At 51.5% G+C, this 16,288-nt stretch carries 14 protein-coding genes and 1 tRNA gene; 8 read left to right on the forward strand and 7 right to left on the reverse strand.

Annotated features, from left to right (window positions below; genetic code table 11):
- Nucleotides 1-43: 43 nt before the first annotated feature.
- Genes P8N76_27555 through P8N76_27570 form a run of 4 tightly spaced genes read left to right on the forward strand, consistent with a single transcriptional unit; the run spans nt 44 to nt 4,488 of the window.
- The gene (locus tag P8N76_27555; protein ID MDG2385458.1) at nt 44-817 is read left to right on the forward strand and encodes a hypothetical protein; all 774 of its coding nucleotides are present in this window, start codon (nt 44-46) and stop codon (nt 815-817) included.
- An 11-nt stretch (nt 818-828) separates the two neighbouring features.
- Nucleotides 829-1,989, forward strand: a complete 1,161-nt coding sequence (locus P8N76_27560) for a glycosyltransferase family 4 protein (GenBank protein MDG2385459.1) — start codon at nt 829-831, stop codon at nt 1,987-1,989.
- Complete coding sequence (gene asnB / locus P8N76_27565; GenBank protein ID MDG2385460.1) at nt 1,977-3,791, forward strand: asparagine synthase (glutamine-hydrolyzing); 1,815 nt, start codon at nt 1,977-1,979, stop codon at nt 3,789-3,791. Before P8N76_27560 ends, asnB begins: the two co-directional genes overlap by 13 nt.
- Nucleotides 3,784-4,488, forward strand: coding sequence for a glycosyltransferase family A protein (locus tag P8N76_27570; protein ID MDG2385461.1), 705 nt, complete (start codon nt 3,784-3,786; stop codon nt 4,486-4,488). Before asnB ends, P8N76_27570 begins: the two co-directional genes overlap by 8 nt.
- A gap of 51 nt (nt 4,489-4,539) precedes the next feature.
- On the opposite strand, the gene P8N76_27575 is transcribed toward P8N76_27570, so the two are convergent.
- Complete coding sequence (locus P8N76_27575) at nt 4,540-5,616, reverse strand: nucleotidyltransferase family protein (protein MDG2385462.1); 1,077 nt, start codon at nt 5,614-5,616, stop codon at nt 4,540-4,542.
- A 56-nt stretch (nt 5,617-5,672) separates the two neighbouring features.
- On the opposite strand from P8N76_27575, the gene P8N76_27580 reads away from it, so the two are divergent.
- Complete coding sequence (locus P8N76_27580) at nt 5,673-6,380, forward strand: glycosyltransferase family A protein (protein ID MDG2385463.1); 708 nt, start codon at nt 5,673-5,675, stop codon at nt 6,378-6,380.
- Between the two features lie 118 nt (nt 6,381-6,498).
- Here the strand turns inward: P8N76_27580 and P8N76_27585 are convergent, their stop codons facing one another.
- From P8N76_27585 to P8N76_27595, 3 genes are all read right to left on the reverse strand, one after another.
- Nucleotides 6,499-8,715 (reverse strand): radical SAM protein, encoded by a 2,217-nt coding sequence (locus P8N76_27585; GenBank protein ID MDG2385464.1) that lies wholly within the window; start codon nt 8,713-8,715, stop codon nt 6,499-6,501.
- Nucleotides 8,640-10,370, reverse strand: a complete 1,731-nt coding sequence (locus P8N76_27590; protein MDG2385465.1) for a hypothetical protein — start codon at nt 10,368-10,370, stop codon at nt 8,640-8,642. The genes P8N76_27585 and P8N76_27590 overlap by 76 nt, the downstream gene beginning before the upstream one ends.
- 167 nt (nt 10,371-10,537) lie before the next feature.
- The gene (locus P8N76_27595; protein MDG2385466.1) at nt 10,538-10,930 is read right to left on the reverse strand and encodes a PqqD family protein; all 393 of its coding nucleotides are present in this window, start codon (nt 10,928-10,930) and stop codon (nt 10,538-10,540) included.
- Nucleotides 10,931-11,533: 603 nt separating this feature from the next.
- On the opposite strand from P8N76_27595, the gene P8N76_27600 reads away from it, so the two are divergent.
- A complete protein-coding gene (locus P8N76_27600) occupies nt 11,534-11,941 on the forward strand; it encodes a hypothetical protein (GenBank protein ID MDG2385467.1) in 408 nt (135 codons plus the stop codon).
- A 156-nt stretch (nt 11,942-12,097) separates the two neighbouring features.
- On the opposite strand, the gene P8N76_27605 is transcribed toward P8N76_27600, so the two are convergent.
- Nucleotides 12,098-12,805, reverse strand: coding sequence for a hypothetical protein (locus P8N76_27605; GenBank protein ID MDG2385468.1), 708 nt, complete (start codon nt 12,803-12,805; stop codon nt 12,098-12,100).
- A 501-nt stretch (nt 12,806-13,306) separates the two neighbouring features.
- Nucleotides 13,307-13,380: transfer RNA gene (locus tag P8N76_27610), tRNA-Arg, on the reverse strand.
- On the opposite strand from P8N76_27610, the gene P8N76_27615 reads away from it, so the two are divergent.
- Together P8N76_27615 and P8N76_27620 are read left to right on the forward strand one after the other, a co-directional pair.
- The gene (locus tag P8N76_27615) at nt 13,353-13,721 is read left to right on the forward strand and encodes a hypothetical protein (GenBank protein ID MDG2385469.1); all 369 of its coding nucleotides are present in this window, start codon (nt 13,353-13,355) and stop codon (nt 13,719-13,721) included. The genes P8N76_27610 and P8N76_27615 overlap by 28 nt on opposite strands.
- Before the next feature lie 170 nt (nt 13,722-13,891).
- Complete coding sequence (locus tag P8N76_27620; protein MDG2385470.1) at nt 13,892-15,187, forward strand: hypothetical protein; 1,296 nt, start codon at nt 13,892-13,894, stop codon at nt 15,185-15,187.
- Nucleotides 15,188-15,560: 373 nt separating this feature from the next.
- Here P8N76_27620 and P8N76_27625 read toward each other — a convergent pair whose 3' ends face one another.
- Entirely contained in the window at nt 15,561-16,187 is a 627-nt protein-coding gene (locus tag P8N76_27625) for a hypothetical protein (protein MDG2385471.1), read from the reverse strand.
- Nucleotides 16,188-16,288: the final 101 nt, after the last annotated feature.

Genomic DNA, 16,288 nt, shown 5'->3' on the forward strand with positions numbered 1-16,288 from the left:
TGACGTTGTCGTTAACGTGCTCATACATCCCCCACCGTGTCCTTTGACCCAAGTACAGCACTTCAGCAACGAGCATTTTTTTTTTCACGGCAGCAGCTCCCGCCTGCTGACGGGCTATCTGTACGCCCGACCCTGGCAAATCCATGTTCAGAGCTATGTCGAGGATGACGAAACGACCCTGGACAATATGATTCTGCCAACGTTGAACAATATCCTGCTACGGCTGGGGCTGGTCAATGTTCATTGTGCAGCCGTGGCCCGGGAAGGCCGCGGATTATTGCTCATGGGGCCCAGTCAATCAGGGAAAAGTACCACCTCGCTATTGCTCGCACGTGCGGGTTACGATTTTCTTGGTGACAATGACATCTACCTGCGGCAGGTAAATGATGAGATTGTTGCGCTGTCAAACACCAAGGAGCTTTTCCTGCTCGATAATACGGCTGAGAGATTTGCCGAATTGAGTTTCACCCGGGACTTACCGATCCGTGATCGTGGCGGCACCGCCAAACGCGTTCTGACCATGGACAAGACCTCACCCGGGCAATGTATCCAGGAATCTGTAACGCGGGCACTGGTTTTTCCACAGGTAGGTGAAACACCCAATACGGAGGTGGAAGCGATCGAGCCTTTCGACTGTCTTCAACAACTAATGCAGCTGGTTCCGGCCCGGGGGTTGCCTGCCTTGATCAAAGACGAACGAGCGCTCAATGTGCTCTTTGAGTTACTTTCAAACTTATCTCTGACGACCAAGACTTATCGGGTTCGGCTCGGCCGTGATCCGAAACAGCTTGTTGAAACTTTCGGGACATTGCTCTGAGAAAGTCACCGATGGACCCTGGCACTCTAGATCGACCTATCCGCATCGGCTGGTACATCCATCCCTTACGACTTGGAGGCATGGAATATTTCCTGTTACGCCTGGCCAAAAAGCTTACCCCGAGGAACGTGCAGATTGTCGGCATCTTTGCAAGAAAAGGTGAAGTTGTTGACGAATTCACAACCTGCGGAATCGAAACACAAATCCTTAATTTCCGTTCTTTTCGACATGGTTTTGAAACCCTCTCCGAGTCGCTGCTGTCGCATCGAATCGATATTGTTCAAACAAATATGTTTACTCCCCTGGCCGCCATTGCCGCAGGGCACGTGGGTCTCCCGCATATTTGGAGGGTAGGTGGACATCCGGATGTTGCGCTACGACGGATGAACTCAGATGACAGACGAATGCACTTGGAGGTCGTGGCAGCACAGTCTGTGGCTATCGTCTGTAATTCACAGTTCGTGGCAGAACCATTTGCTGGCTTGTCAGGACCTGAGCCCGTCATCATTCGGAATGGAGTGGCAAACCACCGAGAAAATCACGTGATGGAAGCGTCGAAAAACCGTTCATGGAGCCCTCCTCGAATATGCATGCTGGCCCATTTTGACCCGCAGAAACGCCATGAAGACCTGATTCGTGCAGCAGCACTGGTAATCACACGATTCCCGCAAGCACGCTTCGCGCTTTACGGCTCCACTTTTGGTGAAACATCCATGGTCGCCTACCGTAAAGATCTGCGAAAACTGATCAAATCTCTAGGGCTGGAAGGTGTAGTTATCATGCGAAGGACAAAGGATGCATTCGCTGAGTTATCGCGTGCAACCGTCTCGGTGATGCCCTCCATTGATGAAAGTTCCAGCAACGCGATACTTGAATCGATGGCTTGCGGCACACCGGTGATCGCTGCAGATTCAGGTGGAAACAAAGAAATGATCGATTCCAACACCAATGGGTTGCTGATCACAATGCGTGCGCCTGAGGAACTGGCAAATGCGATCCTGAATCTGCTCCAGGAACCAGCGCTCGCCCGCAAGATCGCAATCAAGGCAAACCAGAAAATCCGTCACGACTATGACCTTGATCTCTGCGCAACCCATTATCAAACACTTTACCAACGCTGCTTGAAAGACCTGAAGACTGTCGATCCCGGGAATTCAAAATGTGCGGTATAGTCGGGCAGCTGCGATTTGATGGGAGCCCGGTCGATCGAGCCCTCGTCAAACGTATGACTGCCCATCTTCGGCGTCGAGGGCCTGACGGCAAAGGTTTCCATTTCGAACGCTGTATCGGAATGGGGCACCGCCGCCTGGCCCTGGTAGATCCCTCCGGGCCCGGTCAACCCGTTAGCAACGAAGATGGAAGCCTGTGGCTTGTAGGCAACAATGAGATCTACAACCACCTCGAATTACGTCGGGAGTTAGAAAATCTTGGCCACCAATTTCAGACGGCAGGTGATGCTGAGGTTATCCTGCACCTCTTCGAGGAGATCGGCGAGGCTGCGTTTGAAAGAATAGTCGGAATGTTCGCCTTCGCCCTCTGGGATGTTCTGAACGAAACCCTCTATTTGGTTCGTGACCCCTTTGGTATCAAACCACTGCACTACACCCGTGGTTCCATGGGGACATTTCTATTCGCTTCTGAGCTCGGAGCCCTGCTGTGCGACAAGTCGATTGATCGATCCATCAACCCCGTGGCAGTGGACGGCTACCTTCGTAGCCTGACGGTTCCCGAGCCTCACTGTATCATCCGATCAGTGCACAAGGTTCCTGCTGGGCACTTCGTACGTCGGACGAGAGAGGGAGTTGAGACCCATCGCTACTTCGAGCTGGAGATCGGTCGTGGCAGGACCATGCAGCAGGAAGAACTTGCTGACCAACTGCGTGCTGCACTCAAGGAGACCGTTAGTATGAGCCTGCGTGGCGATACCGAAGTTGGCTGTTTCCTGAGTGGCGGTGTCGATTCAAGTGCTCTGGTGGCCACGGCCAGTCAAATTGTTGATGGTCCTCTACGGACCTATTCCTTGGGATTCGAGGAAAAATCCTTTGACGAAAGTCCGTACAGTCAGCTGGTCAGCCAGACATTCAAAAGCCGGCATTGCGAAATCCGTCTTTCCAGAAACCAGGCCGTTGATGTTACAGCTCGCATCATCGATTGCCTGGACGAACCCTTTGCAGATTCGTCGGCGTTGCCGACCTTTGTGCTTGCGGAGCGGGCAGCTCAAGATGTCAAAGCTGTGCTGTCCGGAGAAGGTCTGGACGAACTTTTCGCGGGAAACGCCTGGCATCTTCCTTTGAAAGGAACTTTAACTGCTGAGCAGAATGACGATCCGTTAGATGACCCTCGGCGAAACATTTTTTCGCGGGAGACTCTTGCTGAACTTTGCCAAAGCAGTCATCGTCAACTTCTCGCGTACAAACAAAACGGAAACCTTGCCCCTGCCCGGCAATGGGGAGCCATATTTGCAAAAAGTCCCATCGACAAAAGATTGGCCTTTGACCTCGGCAGCTATCTGCCCTCCGACATGCTGGTAAAAATGGATCGCCTGCCGATGGTTTCTTCCCTTGAAGTGCGAGTTCCGTATCTGAACGCGCCGTTCGCGGGGTTGGTTGCCGGGATGAACCTATCCATGAAGATTCGAGAGAACGTGCAGAAATACCTGATGAAAACCATCCTCAGAGGTGTCGTACCGGATGTGGTACTTGATCGACCCAAGCAGGGATTTGCCATCCCTATCGACATTTGGATTTGGCAGGACGGACGCTTCCGAGACATGGTCTACGATGTCTTAAGCGATTCGCAGACACGGCAGCGCGGACTCTTTAACACTGCTGCTATTCAAACCATGCTGGACCAGCATGATCGGTTCGAACAACTTCACGGTCACCGCCTCTGGACACTTTTTATGTTCGAAATGTGGTATCGACGCATTTCAGATATCTCTGACCGACAAGACGTGGTGAGCAAGCATGAGTAACATTAAAGTCACAGTCGCAATGCCAGCTTACAATGCGGCCAACTACATCGAAGATGCAATAGAGAGTGTGCTTGCACAGGACTTTGATGCGTTCGAACTCATCATCATAGACGATGGGTCATCTGATGGCACGGGCGACAAGCTTGCTTGCTACACCGGGCATCCACGTGTACATCTTGTCGATCATGCTTCAAACCAGGGATCGGGAGTTACTCGCAATCGCATACTTGAAATGGCCCGTGGGGAGTATTTCCTGCCATGCGACGCTGACGACTTGCTGCTTCCCGGGGCCTTGCAGAATTTGAGTCAATTCCTCGATGACAACCATGAATTTGGCGTTGTCTATGGGGATTTACTTCGGCTTGAAACAGAAGAAAATACTCTTCAAAATCCGCCCTCCATCATTGGAGTTGACGCCAAACAAGTATGGGATCTCTTTGAGAATGCTGTAAACCATGGCGGCAGCATGATGCGTAGAGACTTAGTAAGGCAGGTTGGAGGTTATGCAGTTGGCTCCGTACCAGATGACTGGGGCCTGTTTCTGAAACTGGCAGAGATTACACGGATCCACTATCTCAAGGGATTCGTTTATTACATCTGGCGTATTAACGCCGGTAGCCAATCGCGAGCACCCTCGTGGTCCGAGAACAGCCATCTCCTGATTGAGGCAGCCATCGAACGCCGTGCCAAGCGATGATACCAACCAGTACCTGGCCCCCCCTAGCACCCAATGATATTCTCGCAAGAACTACAACACGACGCGAATCGGCCCACTGAACAAGAGATAAGGAACCGTGACCCATCGAGACATTTCATACAATGACAGGCGATAAGACCAGAGTGCGTGCCAGCGATTCCCGGGTCGCAAAACCATTTCCAGCCCCTGGCACTCTTTCGGCGCTTGTGTTTTAAGGTTTGAGACAAGAGTCGGGAGTAGGTTGTGGGCATCGAACAATTTCAGGATCAGCATGAGGACGTCGATTGTGATTCGATAAAGGTGTTCTGTTTTTCTCCTGGCGAAGAATCCCTGCCAGTCCATGGAATGATCGACGACACGCAGGATCAGAAAGGCGTCAATAAGATCCTTGACGGTAAGTTCAAGACGGGACAAGTCATCAAAGATTTCGAGCAATGTAAGAACAAGGGTGTATTCATCGTCCAGGACGTCAATTCTGTCACCTAGTTCAGGCAGGGTGAATGCTTGCCGAGTCTGCCAGATCCGGGGTTCATCAATGGCATAAGAAGGATGACAACGAAGTGCCCAATGCAAATCCACGATCAAGCCCTCCCCACTCAAAACCTGTGCGTGGGTAAGATGCGAGCGAAGTGAATAAAGGAGCATCGGACTCAAAAGCTTCAGGTCATTTTTCAACCATCGAAGGTAAGACTTGGCAGACCCGGAGGGAACCAGAAGATCAATGTCTTCAAACTTCCGTTGTGCTAAATCGCCATAATAGCTTGTAGCCAGGTGGGGTCCTTTGAGTAGAATGACGTTCTTTCCAGTACGGGTAAATGCCTGATGCAGTCGATGAAGATCACGCGCGAGGTTGCTATTGGCCAGCCACTGTCGGACATAGGCTTGTTGCCATTGATTGCGAAGTGTCTCAGGCAAGCTGTCACGGACCGCGATGGAATCTGTCCGGGGCCACAGCAGTGGGCCCAGATGATGTGTTGCAGCAAACTGTGCCAGCTGTTCTGCCGTTGGCGTACCACAATTGAGACCATGGACTGCGGCATCCACATCGTCGGCGAGCAGTTGAGCCAACCATGGAAGCGTCGAAAGCCCTTCCAGCGGTTTACGATAAAGATGTCCTATGCCTGTCATAGCGTGCTGGGTCTCCCGGAAGTCTCCACCGGCCAAGTCAAAAAAGGATCTCATTCATGACAGATGTTGAAGTCTCGGTGGTCATGCCGGCCTATAATGCCGAGCGTTTCATCGGTGAACAGATTGAAAGCATTTTGGCACAAGACTGCGACAAGTTCGAGTTGCTGGTTGGGGACGATCTATCCGAGGACCAGACGCTGAGCATCGCTAAGAGCTACGAAAGCTCTCCCAGGGTCCGTATCTTTGCAAACAAGGTGCACCTTGGGGCTGGGGCAACCAGAAACCAACTTAACCGGCTTGCCCGAGGCAGATATCTGACCCCATGCGATGCAGATGACCTGATGTTACCTGGTAATCTTAGCCGATTGCGAGCTTATCTGGATAGTCATCCGGAAACTGGGATGGCCTATGCGTCTTTCCTGATGCTGGAGGCCGATGGTGGGGACCGGCTCCTTCGTCCGCCCTGGTTACGTGGGAAACAACATAGCGAAAGTTGGGACTTCGTAGAGTTCGTGGCCAACCACGCCGGGTCAATGATGCGCCGAGACATCGTCATGCAGGTAGGTGGGTATGATGAGGATATCCCGATTCTCGACAGTGTCAGTTTGACTTTGAAGCTGGCGGAGGTGAGCCGGCTGGAGTTACTCGAAGGAGAGGTACTCTATGCGTACCGACGACATCCCTGGAGCTCCAGTGCGCGTCATCCTGATTGGTATCCCACGTTTCAAAAACTGGTTAATGCCGCGATGCAACGGCGCGCCTAATGAGTGACTGCATAAGATCAGTACCACTACCCGTGATCGTAACGTTAACCTGGGTGGAAACCCCAGTTGCCGCGATGAAGACTCCCACGCGGCGGTGGCCCGCTCAACCATTTTCCTATCATTCCTGTGACACCCGGTTTGTGATTTGTGACACCGGTTCTGTGATTTGTGGCATTTTGAGCATGTGAGCATGCTTGACATCCGGTCCAACCAGATCCAGCGTCTGGTGGCAGTCCTGACATTCTTTGAGAACGTTCTCTCCGGAGAATGCGCTGCAACTTCTTCGGGCGCGAATATAGCCTTCACTATTCACCACGTTGAGGATGTGTTCATTGATGAGGTTTCCGAAGTTGATCGCTCCACTTTGGACTTTGTTTCGGAACCATACTTCGCCTCCCAGGCAAGGGTAAACAGTGCCATCGAAGTCGACAAGGACGCGTTCCCAAGGCTCCCGGCATGAGCGACTCTTTTTTTTCTGGCCAAACATTGGGTCGTGCCCAAATTCAACTCCGACAGATTTGGCGAGGGTGTGTGCTCGCTCAATAACTCGGTTGTACCTTTGTTGGTCGTAGTAAAGAGATTCTTCCTGCTTCGGTCGCTGGCCGTTTTGACTACGGTACTGATCCCAGGGATAGTAGCGGCATAACGCAGCATAAACTCGTCCAACTCCAAACTCATTCGCCCGGCTTATCAGGGCCGGCAGTTCTTCGATGTTGTCTTGTGAAACGACCATGTAAAAAACCTTGTTCATCGAGGTATTTCCAACGCGAACCAACTCTCGCTCGAGGATTGGTAACGCTCCGAACACATCTTCGCTTGCCCATGTTTGCAGAATCCGGTTATTGGTCTCGGTCGTTGCGCCGTGCACGGCGAGCCAAAGTTCGTCCAGGCTGGTTCTGGCCAGATCCGCTGCGTGGCGTTTCAGCAGAAACCCGTTCGTCGTCAGCGAAGTGCGAATCTCGGGGCGGTTCTTTTCTACGTGGTGAATGATTTCGATCAGATCCTGGCACAGCAACGGATCTCCGCCGCCGCTGAAGCTGAAATAGCAGGGTGTCACTGATGGGATGTGCGACAGGATTTTCTCAAATGATGCGAGCCTCATTTGGTCTTTGCTCGCAGGGTTGAAATCCTGATTACAGAAGTTGCAGCGGACATTGCAGAAATTTGTCATCAGGAAATGGTAGCGAGTCGGAACACGATGCAGAACGATCGGTTGAGCAGCAACCGTTTCTTCGTTTACCGGCTGAAAAAGGGGCAGGTTCGGAGTTGGCGGTTTTTTTTTCGTGCTGGCCCCAAAGAAACCCCGCAGCTTTCGGCGCAACGCACGCCGGGGATCGAATCGTACGATCCGAGACCGATACGCCAAACTGTCCCAAAAGTTTTTGGTGTAGAAGAACATCCGCCGACGTTGGGCGAAGATAAACTCGAAGAGCGGTTTTAATGCCATTCGAATGCTAAACGATCGACGTGAAATCTGCAGTCTGTTTAGATCATAGAGCCACAAATTATTGGGATCGCGAACGAAATCTTTTTGGATGGGGAGCAGGTGGAGATGGTGAGAAAAATACCGACCACCACCCGGAAGATCTACATAGCGTGCGCGACGGTTGGTGAAGACTTTTGTCACCCCATGTTCGAAAGACAACCAAATATAGTGTTCGTAGATAAACTTGAGCGGGCATTCTCGCAATTTGCTTCCGTAAAGACGATGCGCGCAGTCACTATAAAAGTCGATGTCCGGCTGATATCGAAAAATCCGCTGCTGGACTGGCGGTTGATTGGGAAAGGGTTGGCAGTAACGCAAACGTTCCCGATGATTTTTGATGGAATTATCATCATTGAGAGTCGGATAAAAGGCGTATAACGCACCGTCGATCATGTTAAAGCCGTGACGCCCTGCCTCGTTGAGAAACTCGAGCAGGGTGAGCCCACGCACCGGAGAATGATAGAAACCGTCCGCATCAATCAGCAAGATCCAGTCGTAGTCAGAGAGTTCCTTATGCATGTAGGCACAGGCAAACTGCAGTATCTTGCACCATTCGTATCCTTCGGTCGAAATGCTGAGGACATCCCTGATCTGCCCGGGATATCGGCTCCCATTCTGCCGAAAAGAGTCGATAATCCGGGAGCTGTCATCAGTGGATTCATTGTCGAAGACGACCAGGTCAATCCCCTGCGATAGGTAGAACGCGATGGTGTCTCCAATGATTTCTTCTTCGTTAAAGCAGAAAAGAAGGCCACAGGATTGATTGACTTGGTTCATTTGCTTCTTACGACGATTTGTCGATGGCCTATTGGGTGAGAGAAAACCGTTTTGATAGCGATCTGGATCCATGCAGCCACCTTCCGGGCTGCCTGTTCGTGCCCTATCTCATTAGGATGCCCGTCAAATGGGAGAAAAATGTTGTCATTTTCTGCTGCTTGCTTGAAAGAACCGGTTAGGTCGACAAAGGATATGCCATGCTTTGAACAGAATCGCCCGATTGTTTTGGCTTCGTAGTCCAGGTCAAAATCATCCAGATCGAGGTTCCACCTCTGCCGCATCATTTCCCAATCCTGTTTTTGAACCTGATGCCGTTGCGGAAAATAGACAACAAGGAAGTCCGCGCCGATGCTTGACGCTTTGTGTTCCATTGACTCGAGCAGTCCAAAAAGCATCGCCAGAGCGGCCTTTTTGGGTGGTAATTCTTTGCGATACGCCATTCCAAGATTTGGAAATCCGTCAAAAAGACGCTTATGACCATCATCCCCTTCGAGTCTCATCGCAGACGACGCAGTCAACTCCCCAGCACGTTGTGAAGAGACAATCTCTTGATTGCGCGTGATAAAGGCATCGCCTAGCCGATCGATAAGTCTTAGCTGCAAAATGCTCTGCAAGATTTCATTTGTCATGTAGCCTGCGGTGAGCGAGTTTTCTTTACTGACATTTCCCTGGACTGGATAGACGTATTCGTCCCAATACTCATGGCGGTGCCCGTGGCTTAAGTTTCGATCTTCTCTTAGCTGCAGGTTACCTGCGGGATCGAGTCGGAATACTCCGTTGGGACCGCAGCCCCAAAGCGATTGTACGGCATCATTTCCGGATAGGTTGTAGATGATTAACTTCGGGCGATATGCAATGCCATGAGCTTCGAGAAAGTGTAGCCCATAACAAGGGTCCGATACTTCAGCATTCATGACAAAAGTGCTGGGGTCAAAAGAACGTCGCAATATCGATTGCAGTCGTGAACCGTAGAACTGAGTTTGGTCGATGCCAAAACCGTTGCTGAAGGAGTCGCCAAGACTAAGGATGGAAAACATGGATTGCGTTAGGGGAATCTTGAATTCAGCTTCATTTCTGAAGCCCTTGCTGTTGGTGTGGATCCAAACCCGATGTGGATTCTCCGCAGCACTCCGAATCATCCAATTGTCGAGACCGGGATTGAGACGCCCCCCTGGACCGATAAAGGGACTAACTCGCGGGAAGGTTCTCGACATGGTTGACGATGCACCCCAGATCACTGGGCGAGCTTTCGCATCAATCGCTTCAAACAACACCACAAGGCTGAACAGCAACGCAAACATTGCCGCGCTCAGAAGCAACTTGCGCAATCGAAATAAAAGACTTGCCCATTCAAGTGAGCAAATGACGATTAGAACAATCGCCATGAGCTGCCGTCTTCCAGAAGGAAATCGGTACGCCCAATAGCAGGCAGTCGCGAGCAGTGTGGCAGCCAGCAAAGCGAAAAAAACAGGACGGGCTCGATACCATCTTTCTGCCGACTCTAAGCGGAGCGGTATTAGAAAACAGATGCCACCCAGAATAATAGCGGGAGCAATGCCCAGGGCCCAATAACGAAATACCCCCACACCTCGCCAAGGCTCCCGGCTTATCATGAAAGATAAAGTCAGGATTACAAGGACTGCCACCGGAACAGCCATGACGCGATAGAACAACACGGCCCGGGATGGGAGCTGATCAGCATCCATTTCTAATCCGCGTTGCGTCATGAAGATCCCCAAACAGCGTGGCGGTCACTTACTAGAAAGGAAGTCTTTATATGTATCGACGCCATTGCCGGGAACTCGGAGTGCGTCATCCTAACTGGTAATCGACATTTTAAAAGTTCGTTTAGGCCGTGTGGAATCAACATATATCCGGAACGGATGTCATGCATTCAATCCAGTTGACCAAGGTACTTGAGATTGCCTTTGTTACTGACCGTAGGTGTCTCATAGGGCATTTCTCTCGTTGCAATGTTTTTTCCGTCTGACAGATCATCTGCGCCCGGACCGTTTGCCGAATTGGCCAACAGACTGTTGCTATTCAAATCGTTAATCAGTGCGTTCAAGTCGTTTCGAGCTCGGCTCTCATCGATTCCATAAACGCTGACCAATTTTTGGGCAATTTCCTCCAGGGACATCTTGCCATCGAGATGAATCCAGATGTACGGCGCCGCACCTCGAAGCTCGTAGTACTCTCCGCTGTCAAGATTGAGTAACATAGAGCGATCTTCGGCAAGTTGTCGCCATGGCATGTTTGAGCGGAGAGGCAAAGATTTGATTGACATGGGTGTTGTAACCGTCTGGTTGGTTGACTTTACTTTCAAGCCACTTATTGGTTGACCTATTACTTTCAAGTCACATAATAGCCGCGCAATTCTCCATTTATCAAACTGATTCCTCAGAAAAAGTAAATTCAACCTGACTAGGTCAGAAGAAGGCAAATAAGAGGCATTGTGAGTGACCTTGCCTCTTCTAACGCCCGATCTCACCCGACCCACCGAGAAGCGATCAGGCTAACTGATACAGCTAAAATGAGACGAGAGTCTGAGCGTGAAGGCGACGGAGTTCGGAATTAGACGCCGATTGGCAGCGCAGGAGCGGCGAAAACGGGCAAAATAGAGAGTCGTTTGAGACGTACTGCTGCCGTAAGGCGTTGCCCTAAATGGCTTTCACTGCGTTGTTTTTTAAAGCCTATGAAAGCAGTGTCGCGCTGGCTTGTTGACCCAACAAAGAACACCGAAAACTACCCTCTTCGAAGCGGCTCTATTTCGAAAGTTTGACGCAAGATGTTTGGCGACAGGAGCTGACGACGAAGGGGTTGCTTTCGGTGTTCAAAAACGAATGCGTCACGAAATCAGACATCCCACTTCGCAATCACGTGCGACGCAATGAACGGCGCTATCACCATCAAACGCCAGTTCCAAATGAACCGGCAAAGTCACGGTCGCAAGGTCATGAGCGAAGACGTTCCCGCCGAGCGACCCACCGGCCGGATCCCGCGTGTGTCCCGTGTCATGGCGTTGGCGATGCAGTGCGAACAGCTGATTCGTAACGGCGTGATTAAGAATCAGTCGGAGCTTGCCCACTACGCTCAGGTCACAACGGCCCGCATGACGCACATTATGTGGCTGGTCAATTTGGCTCCCAACATTCAGGAGACGATTCTGTTCTTGCCTCGCGTCGAGTCGGGGTCGGACCCAATCACGGAGATCGAGGTGCGGCGGATCGTTCGGGTGATGGATTGGAGTGTGCAGCAAAGCAGGTGGGGGAACAAATTGGCGGATTTGTCGCCATGACGTCGATTCACGCAAGTGTCGGCGGTGTCTGAGACCGACGGCGGCCGCCGGAGTAAATCCAGTCGGTTGGTCCAACCGTTTTCAGCTAGTCGTTACGCAAACACGCATCAGTCCCTCTGTGATTGAATGTCGATGCTACCGCCGATAACACGTCATCTACGAGGAGTTTTCAGGCGGATAAGTGTCGAACGTTCTACGCCAGTACACTCGCTCACGGGTCTGGTTTTCCGAGGAGTACTCCAATGAGTACTCTTCAACCTCGACCCGTTCTACCTCCAATTCTGGGCTGCTTTCCAAGAATGCCGTCATCTTGCGATGCAAGAGTTCCATTTTCTCCTCGCGATTCCAATACGTTGCCTTCGTCTTGAACCAAAAACTATGAAATGCGGGTTTGATTCCGACCCCACCACCAAGATCAGCGAAAAACACCCCCATCTGCGCTGCACTCTTTCGCTCCTCTGGCGGCAGTTGAAATTGCATCATCTCCGCAAGGCGATCTGGGTCCGTGTTCAGCATTTCCCAGTTGTGCAGGTACACCGCAGCTCTAATCGAATGTTCCTCGACGTTGAGGTACCGCACCCATACGAACATAGCCAAAGCTGCGAGTGAAACAACGGACAGAAACGTTTTTAGACTGAAACGCAGATTTGAAACGCGGGGGTAATCAATACCCGTCGCCTTGGAAACAACGGACAGAAACGTTTTTAGACTGAAACGCATAGCGTGTCTTTTCGTTGAAGGGCTTTTGGAAAATCTCTTGGTGATTGTACGCATTGAGTACAAAATCGACACTAATGGGCACGCGAGATGCGAGACGCCGAAACGATAGACGCCACGTATTGAAAGCCCGCGCAGCCCGATCACTCATCACGAATTCTCGACGTTCTCGAAATTCTCTCCGGGCAATAGGCAAGATGACTGCTGCAAGACCGACGCAAGTTGCGCGGAACCCAAAGCCGCGGCGGTTGCATCGACCGACCAGATTTCGGCTGGTAGCCAAGTCGCTTCGGTCCTTTGACCGCGGCACCATATTGTGCGATTACGATCATCGCGCAGGATTCTTGCTCGCAGGTCATCGCCGTTCGCGATGGTTCGAATCACAGTCGCACTACCGAATAGCGACATCGCTAACTTACGCAGCCTAAAACAGGAGAGAGTCTGAGAGCAGGGGTGCCGGAGTTCGAACTTTGACGGCAGTCAGCGGCCCGTGATCGAATGTGGCGACCAACCCAGAGAGTCTTACTCAACCAGCCGTCGACGTAAGTCGCTGCCATAAAACACGTTATAACGCGGCTTTCAAAAATGCTTTGTGACCACGGTTGAGAGTCAACTCGCGGTGCGTGGTCTAGCGGTGACCAGAGGAAGCACGCCCAGCAGGATTCGAACCTGCGACCTACGGATTAGAAGTCCGTTGCTCTATCCAGCTGAGCTATGGGCGCTTTTGCTTTATTTCCCGGGATACAGTCGGATTGACGTTGCTTCGGGCGGTTGCCATGGTCCCGAAAGTACACCGAGTGTCATAAAAGTGCCCTACCAGTCATTACCTAGCAGGGCTGCCAGTTGCGTCTTTGAACAAGGAAGGATCACAGATGGCAAGACGCAATTCTACCAAGTCATGGAAGCCCGCAAAACCGTACCCCGACTTCCCTCTCACATGGTAGAAAACGGGTTATTAGTCGAAAAAGATCGGGAGGGAAGCGACACGATGAAGATCAACCGGCGGACTATCTGCTTCGGACCGAAATGGAAAACCGCCCAAGAAGAATCTGAGCGATACTAGGAGACGATGCGCGATTATCGAGATCGCAACGATCGGCTGCTGGCCGGCCTCCCCCATTTGGCCACCGACTGAAAAGACCAAAACGCTCGACGCGATACCAAAGCTACCGAAGTCGAACGACTTACCGCTATCACAGATCACGTCCACATCTGGCTGCTTGGAGGCCTACTGTGAAAGACGACCTTAAGACAGCAATTGACGCACAGGTTTACCTCGCCGCCAAGCGACTTTTGTATCGCGGTGAACTTCTACATCAGCGAGCCAATCTGGGGCCAGCGTTTCGCCTTGATGCACCAGACGATCAAGGGCATTCGGTGAGAGTCTCATTATCAACCGCAATCTGCGGCAGTGGCTTATCAGAGCTTTCGGGGGAAAGCGCATTAGCTGGTCTCGCAGCGGATATGACGACAGTCATTCGGTATGCGAAAGATCATTTGTCCGACAAGGAAAAAACTCGGGTATTGCTGAATCATTGGGACTGGAGTCATGCCAAGTGTCCCATGTGCTGGCCGGATAAAGACGGATGGCATGTTGACGAAATCGACCCCTTGGACTTTCACGAAGAAGGTCTTGAAACTCTCCTTGAAGCTCAACCCACCACACCGCCTAGCTTCGTCCAAATGCTTCAATTGGAGGGATACGCGCACGCCTTGCGTCAAAATCCCCGCACCGGACCGGTAGCGATCTTCGGCGACGGCGACGGCGAAGACCCTAAGTCATTCAAGATGTTCTTTTCGCCGGATTTTGTTGGATTCGACAACCTTGGGGCAAGAACGGCCAAGAGGTTTAAAGCTGTCGTGTGGTGCGATGAAACGACTCAGCAGTTGATGTATAAAACCGGTTATCCAGGAAGCTTTTCAAATTCGATCTTCAGTCGATCCAGCAAGCCTCAAGCAGGCGAGACGGAGAGACGCTTGGTCAGGGTAGGGATGGATTCGAAAAGCGGTTACTGGCAGCCCGTATGTGAGACCGTTGATCCAAAACTCCTTTCAGGGCAGACAGTCCAAGCCATCGAATGGGCAGACGGCCTACTGGACACAATGACTGGACTCTTGGAACGCCGCGATCAGTGGCAACCGAGTGGCTCTTGTTATCACTGTTGCGGTAGTGGGGCCTTCCAGCTAACCGCCGAAGATCGAGTCTGGGTGCAAAGCGTCTTAGCAGAGCAAGTGATTGATTGCATCGAAGCAGGCTCTGAACCAGACGCTGCTATCACAGAGCATGGTGAACAAATAATTAAGAATCTTTGGTTTCACTCTACCGGTGACAAGCCGAAAGAGATGACTCTTAATGCGATAGCGAATGACGTGAAGACACCTTCTCGCCCGACGATAATAAACAACCTTCCTGGGCTACTCGAAACCGGGCTAGTCCAACGAGAGCGGGAGGGTAAGCCAATGAGTTTGACGGAAAAGGGTATGCGATATAGCAAAGAGCGAGAATGGCCGCAGAAGCTGAATGGTTAGCGGTTTACAAATTTTTGGCGCTAGCTTTGTGCGCCTTTGCTGCAGCGATCGATTCAGCGGACTCATCGAATATTCCCCTTCAAAACAACCCCACAACGAAACGAGGTAACCAATGGAAAGGAGACGTTCAGGCGAAACGATGATTTGCCGAGTCATCACCCCGCCTGGATTGGCCGAGGAGCGGGGTGCGAAGATCTATCCCCCCGAACTTGTTACGGAGAAATCCCGGTAACCGGAATGTCAAAGGACGATCAGGTTTGGGACGATGCTTGGAAGTCGTCCGTTGTTTGGCAACGAACAAATCAGCCAGCTTTGCGGCGACGATTCCACAACGTACCGATGTATCCGACGATACCTAGCAACGTCCAAGTGATCACCGAGCCGGCTCGGGGACGGCTTCTGGCTCTACCGTCTGCACAGTGCTCATCCCATAGAAGCTGTCGAGGACGGAAAGAGGGTTGTTGTTGTTCTTTAAGGACCAAGCAGCGTCTCCCAACGATGATCCCCGAGAACTAGTAGTGCTCGGGCTACCAACGCCGTCACTTAACGCTGTCCCATCACTGGAAGTCCCGGTCCATACCCAGCTGAATAGCTCCGTTCCCTCCTCATTGTATTTAATTGGTAACTTGAGTTCTCCTCCCCATAAATCCGAGTAGTCGTCCGCGACCAACTCACCCATTAGATTGTAAATTGGGACGCCTACGCCGTCCGTAGTCGGGTTTGAAGAGGTGTTATCCCTCGCATCCACCGTGGCGGTCGACACAATTGCCTTCCAATTAGAAACGACTGCTTGATCGCCATAAGATTTAACGAAGTCGTTGTAATCTTCAATATTCGCCGATGACGCATCCCTCGCCCCCGACGTCACAAAGACCAACCGGTATTGGTCACCGGGGCTTAAGCCGGACGGCAAGACATATGACGCATGGATATGTCCGGCCAGACCGACAAACAAAGTGGTAACAAGAGCATGGACAAGCACCAGTGTGGATCGATTCATCAATAAACGCTCCTCAAGGTTTCTAGCTTGCTGAAGACAACGACTACGACCATTTCAGGCTAAGATCATATCCAGTCAGGGTACGAAATGCAAAGAATCCT

This window comes from Pirellulaceae bacterium, from assembly GCA_029243025.1.
Lineage (GTDB): Bacteria > Planctomycetota > Planctomycetia > Pirellulales > Pirellulaceae.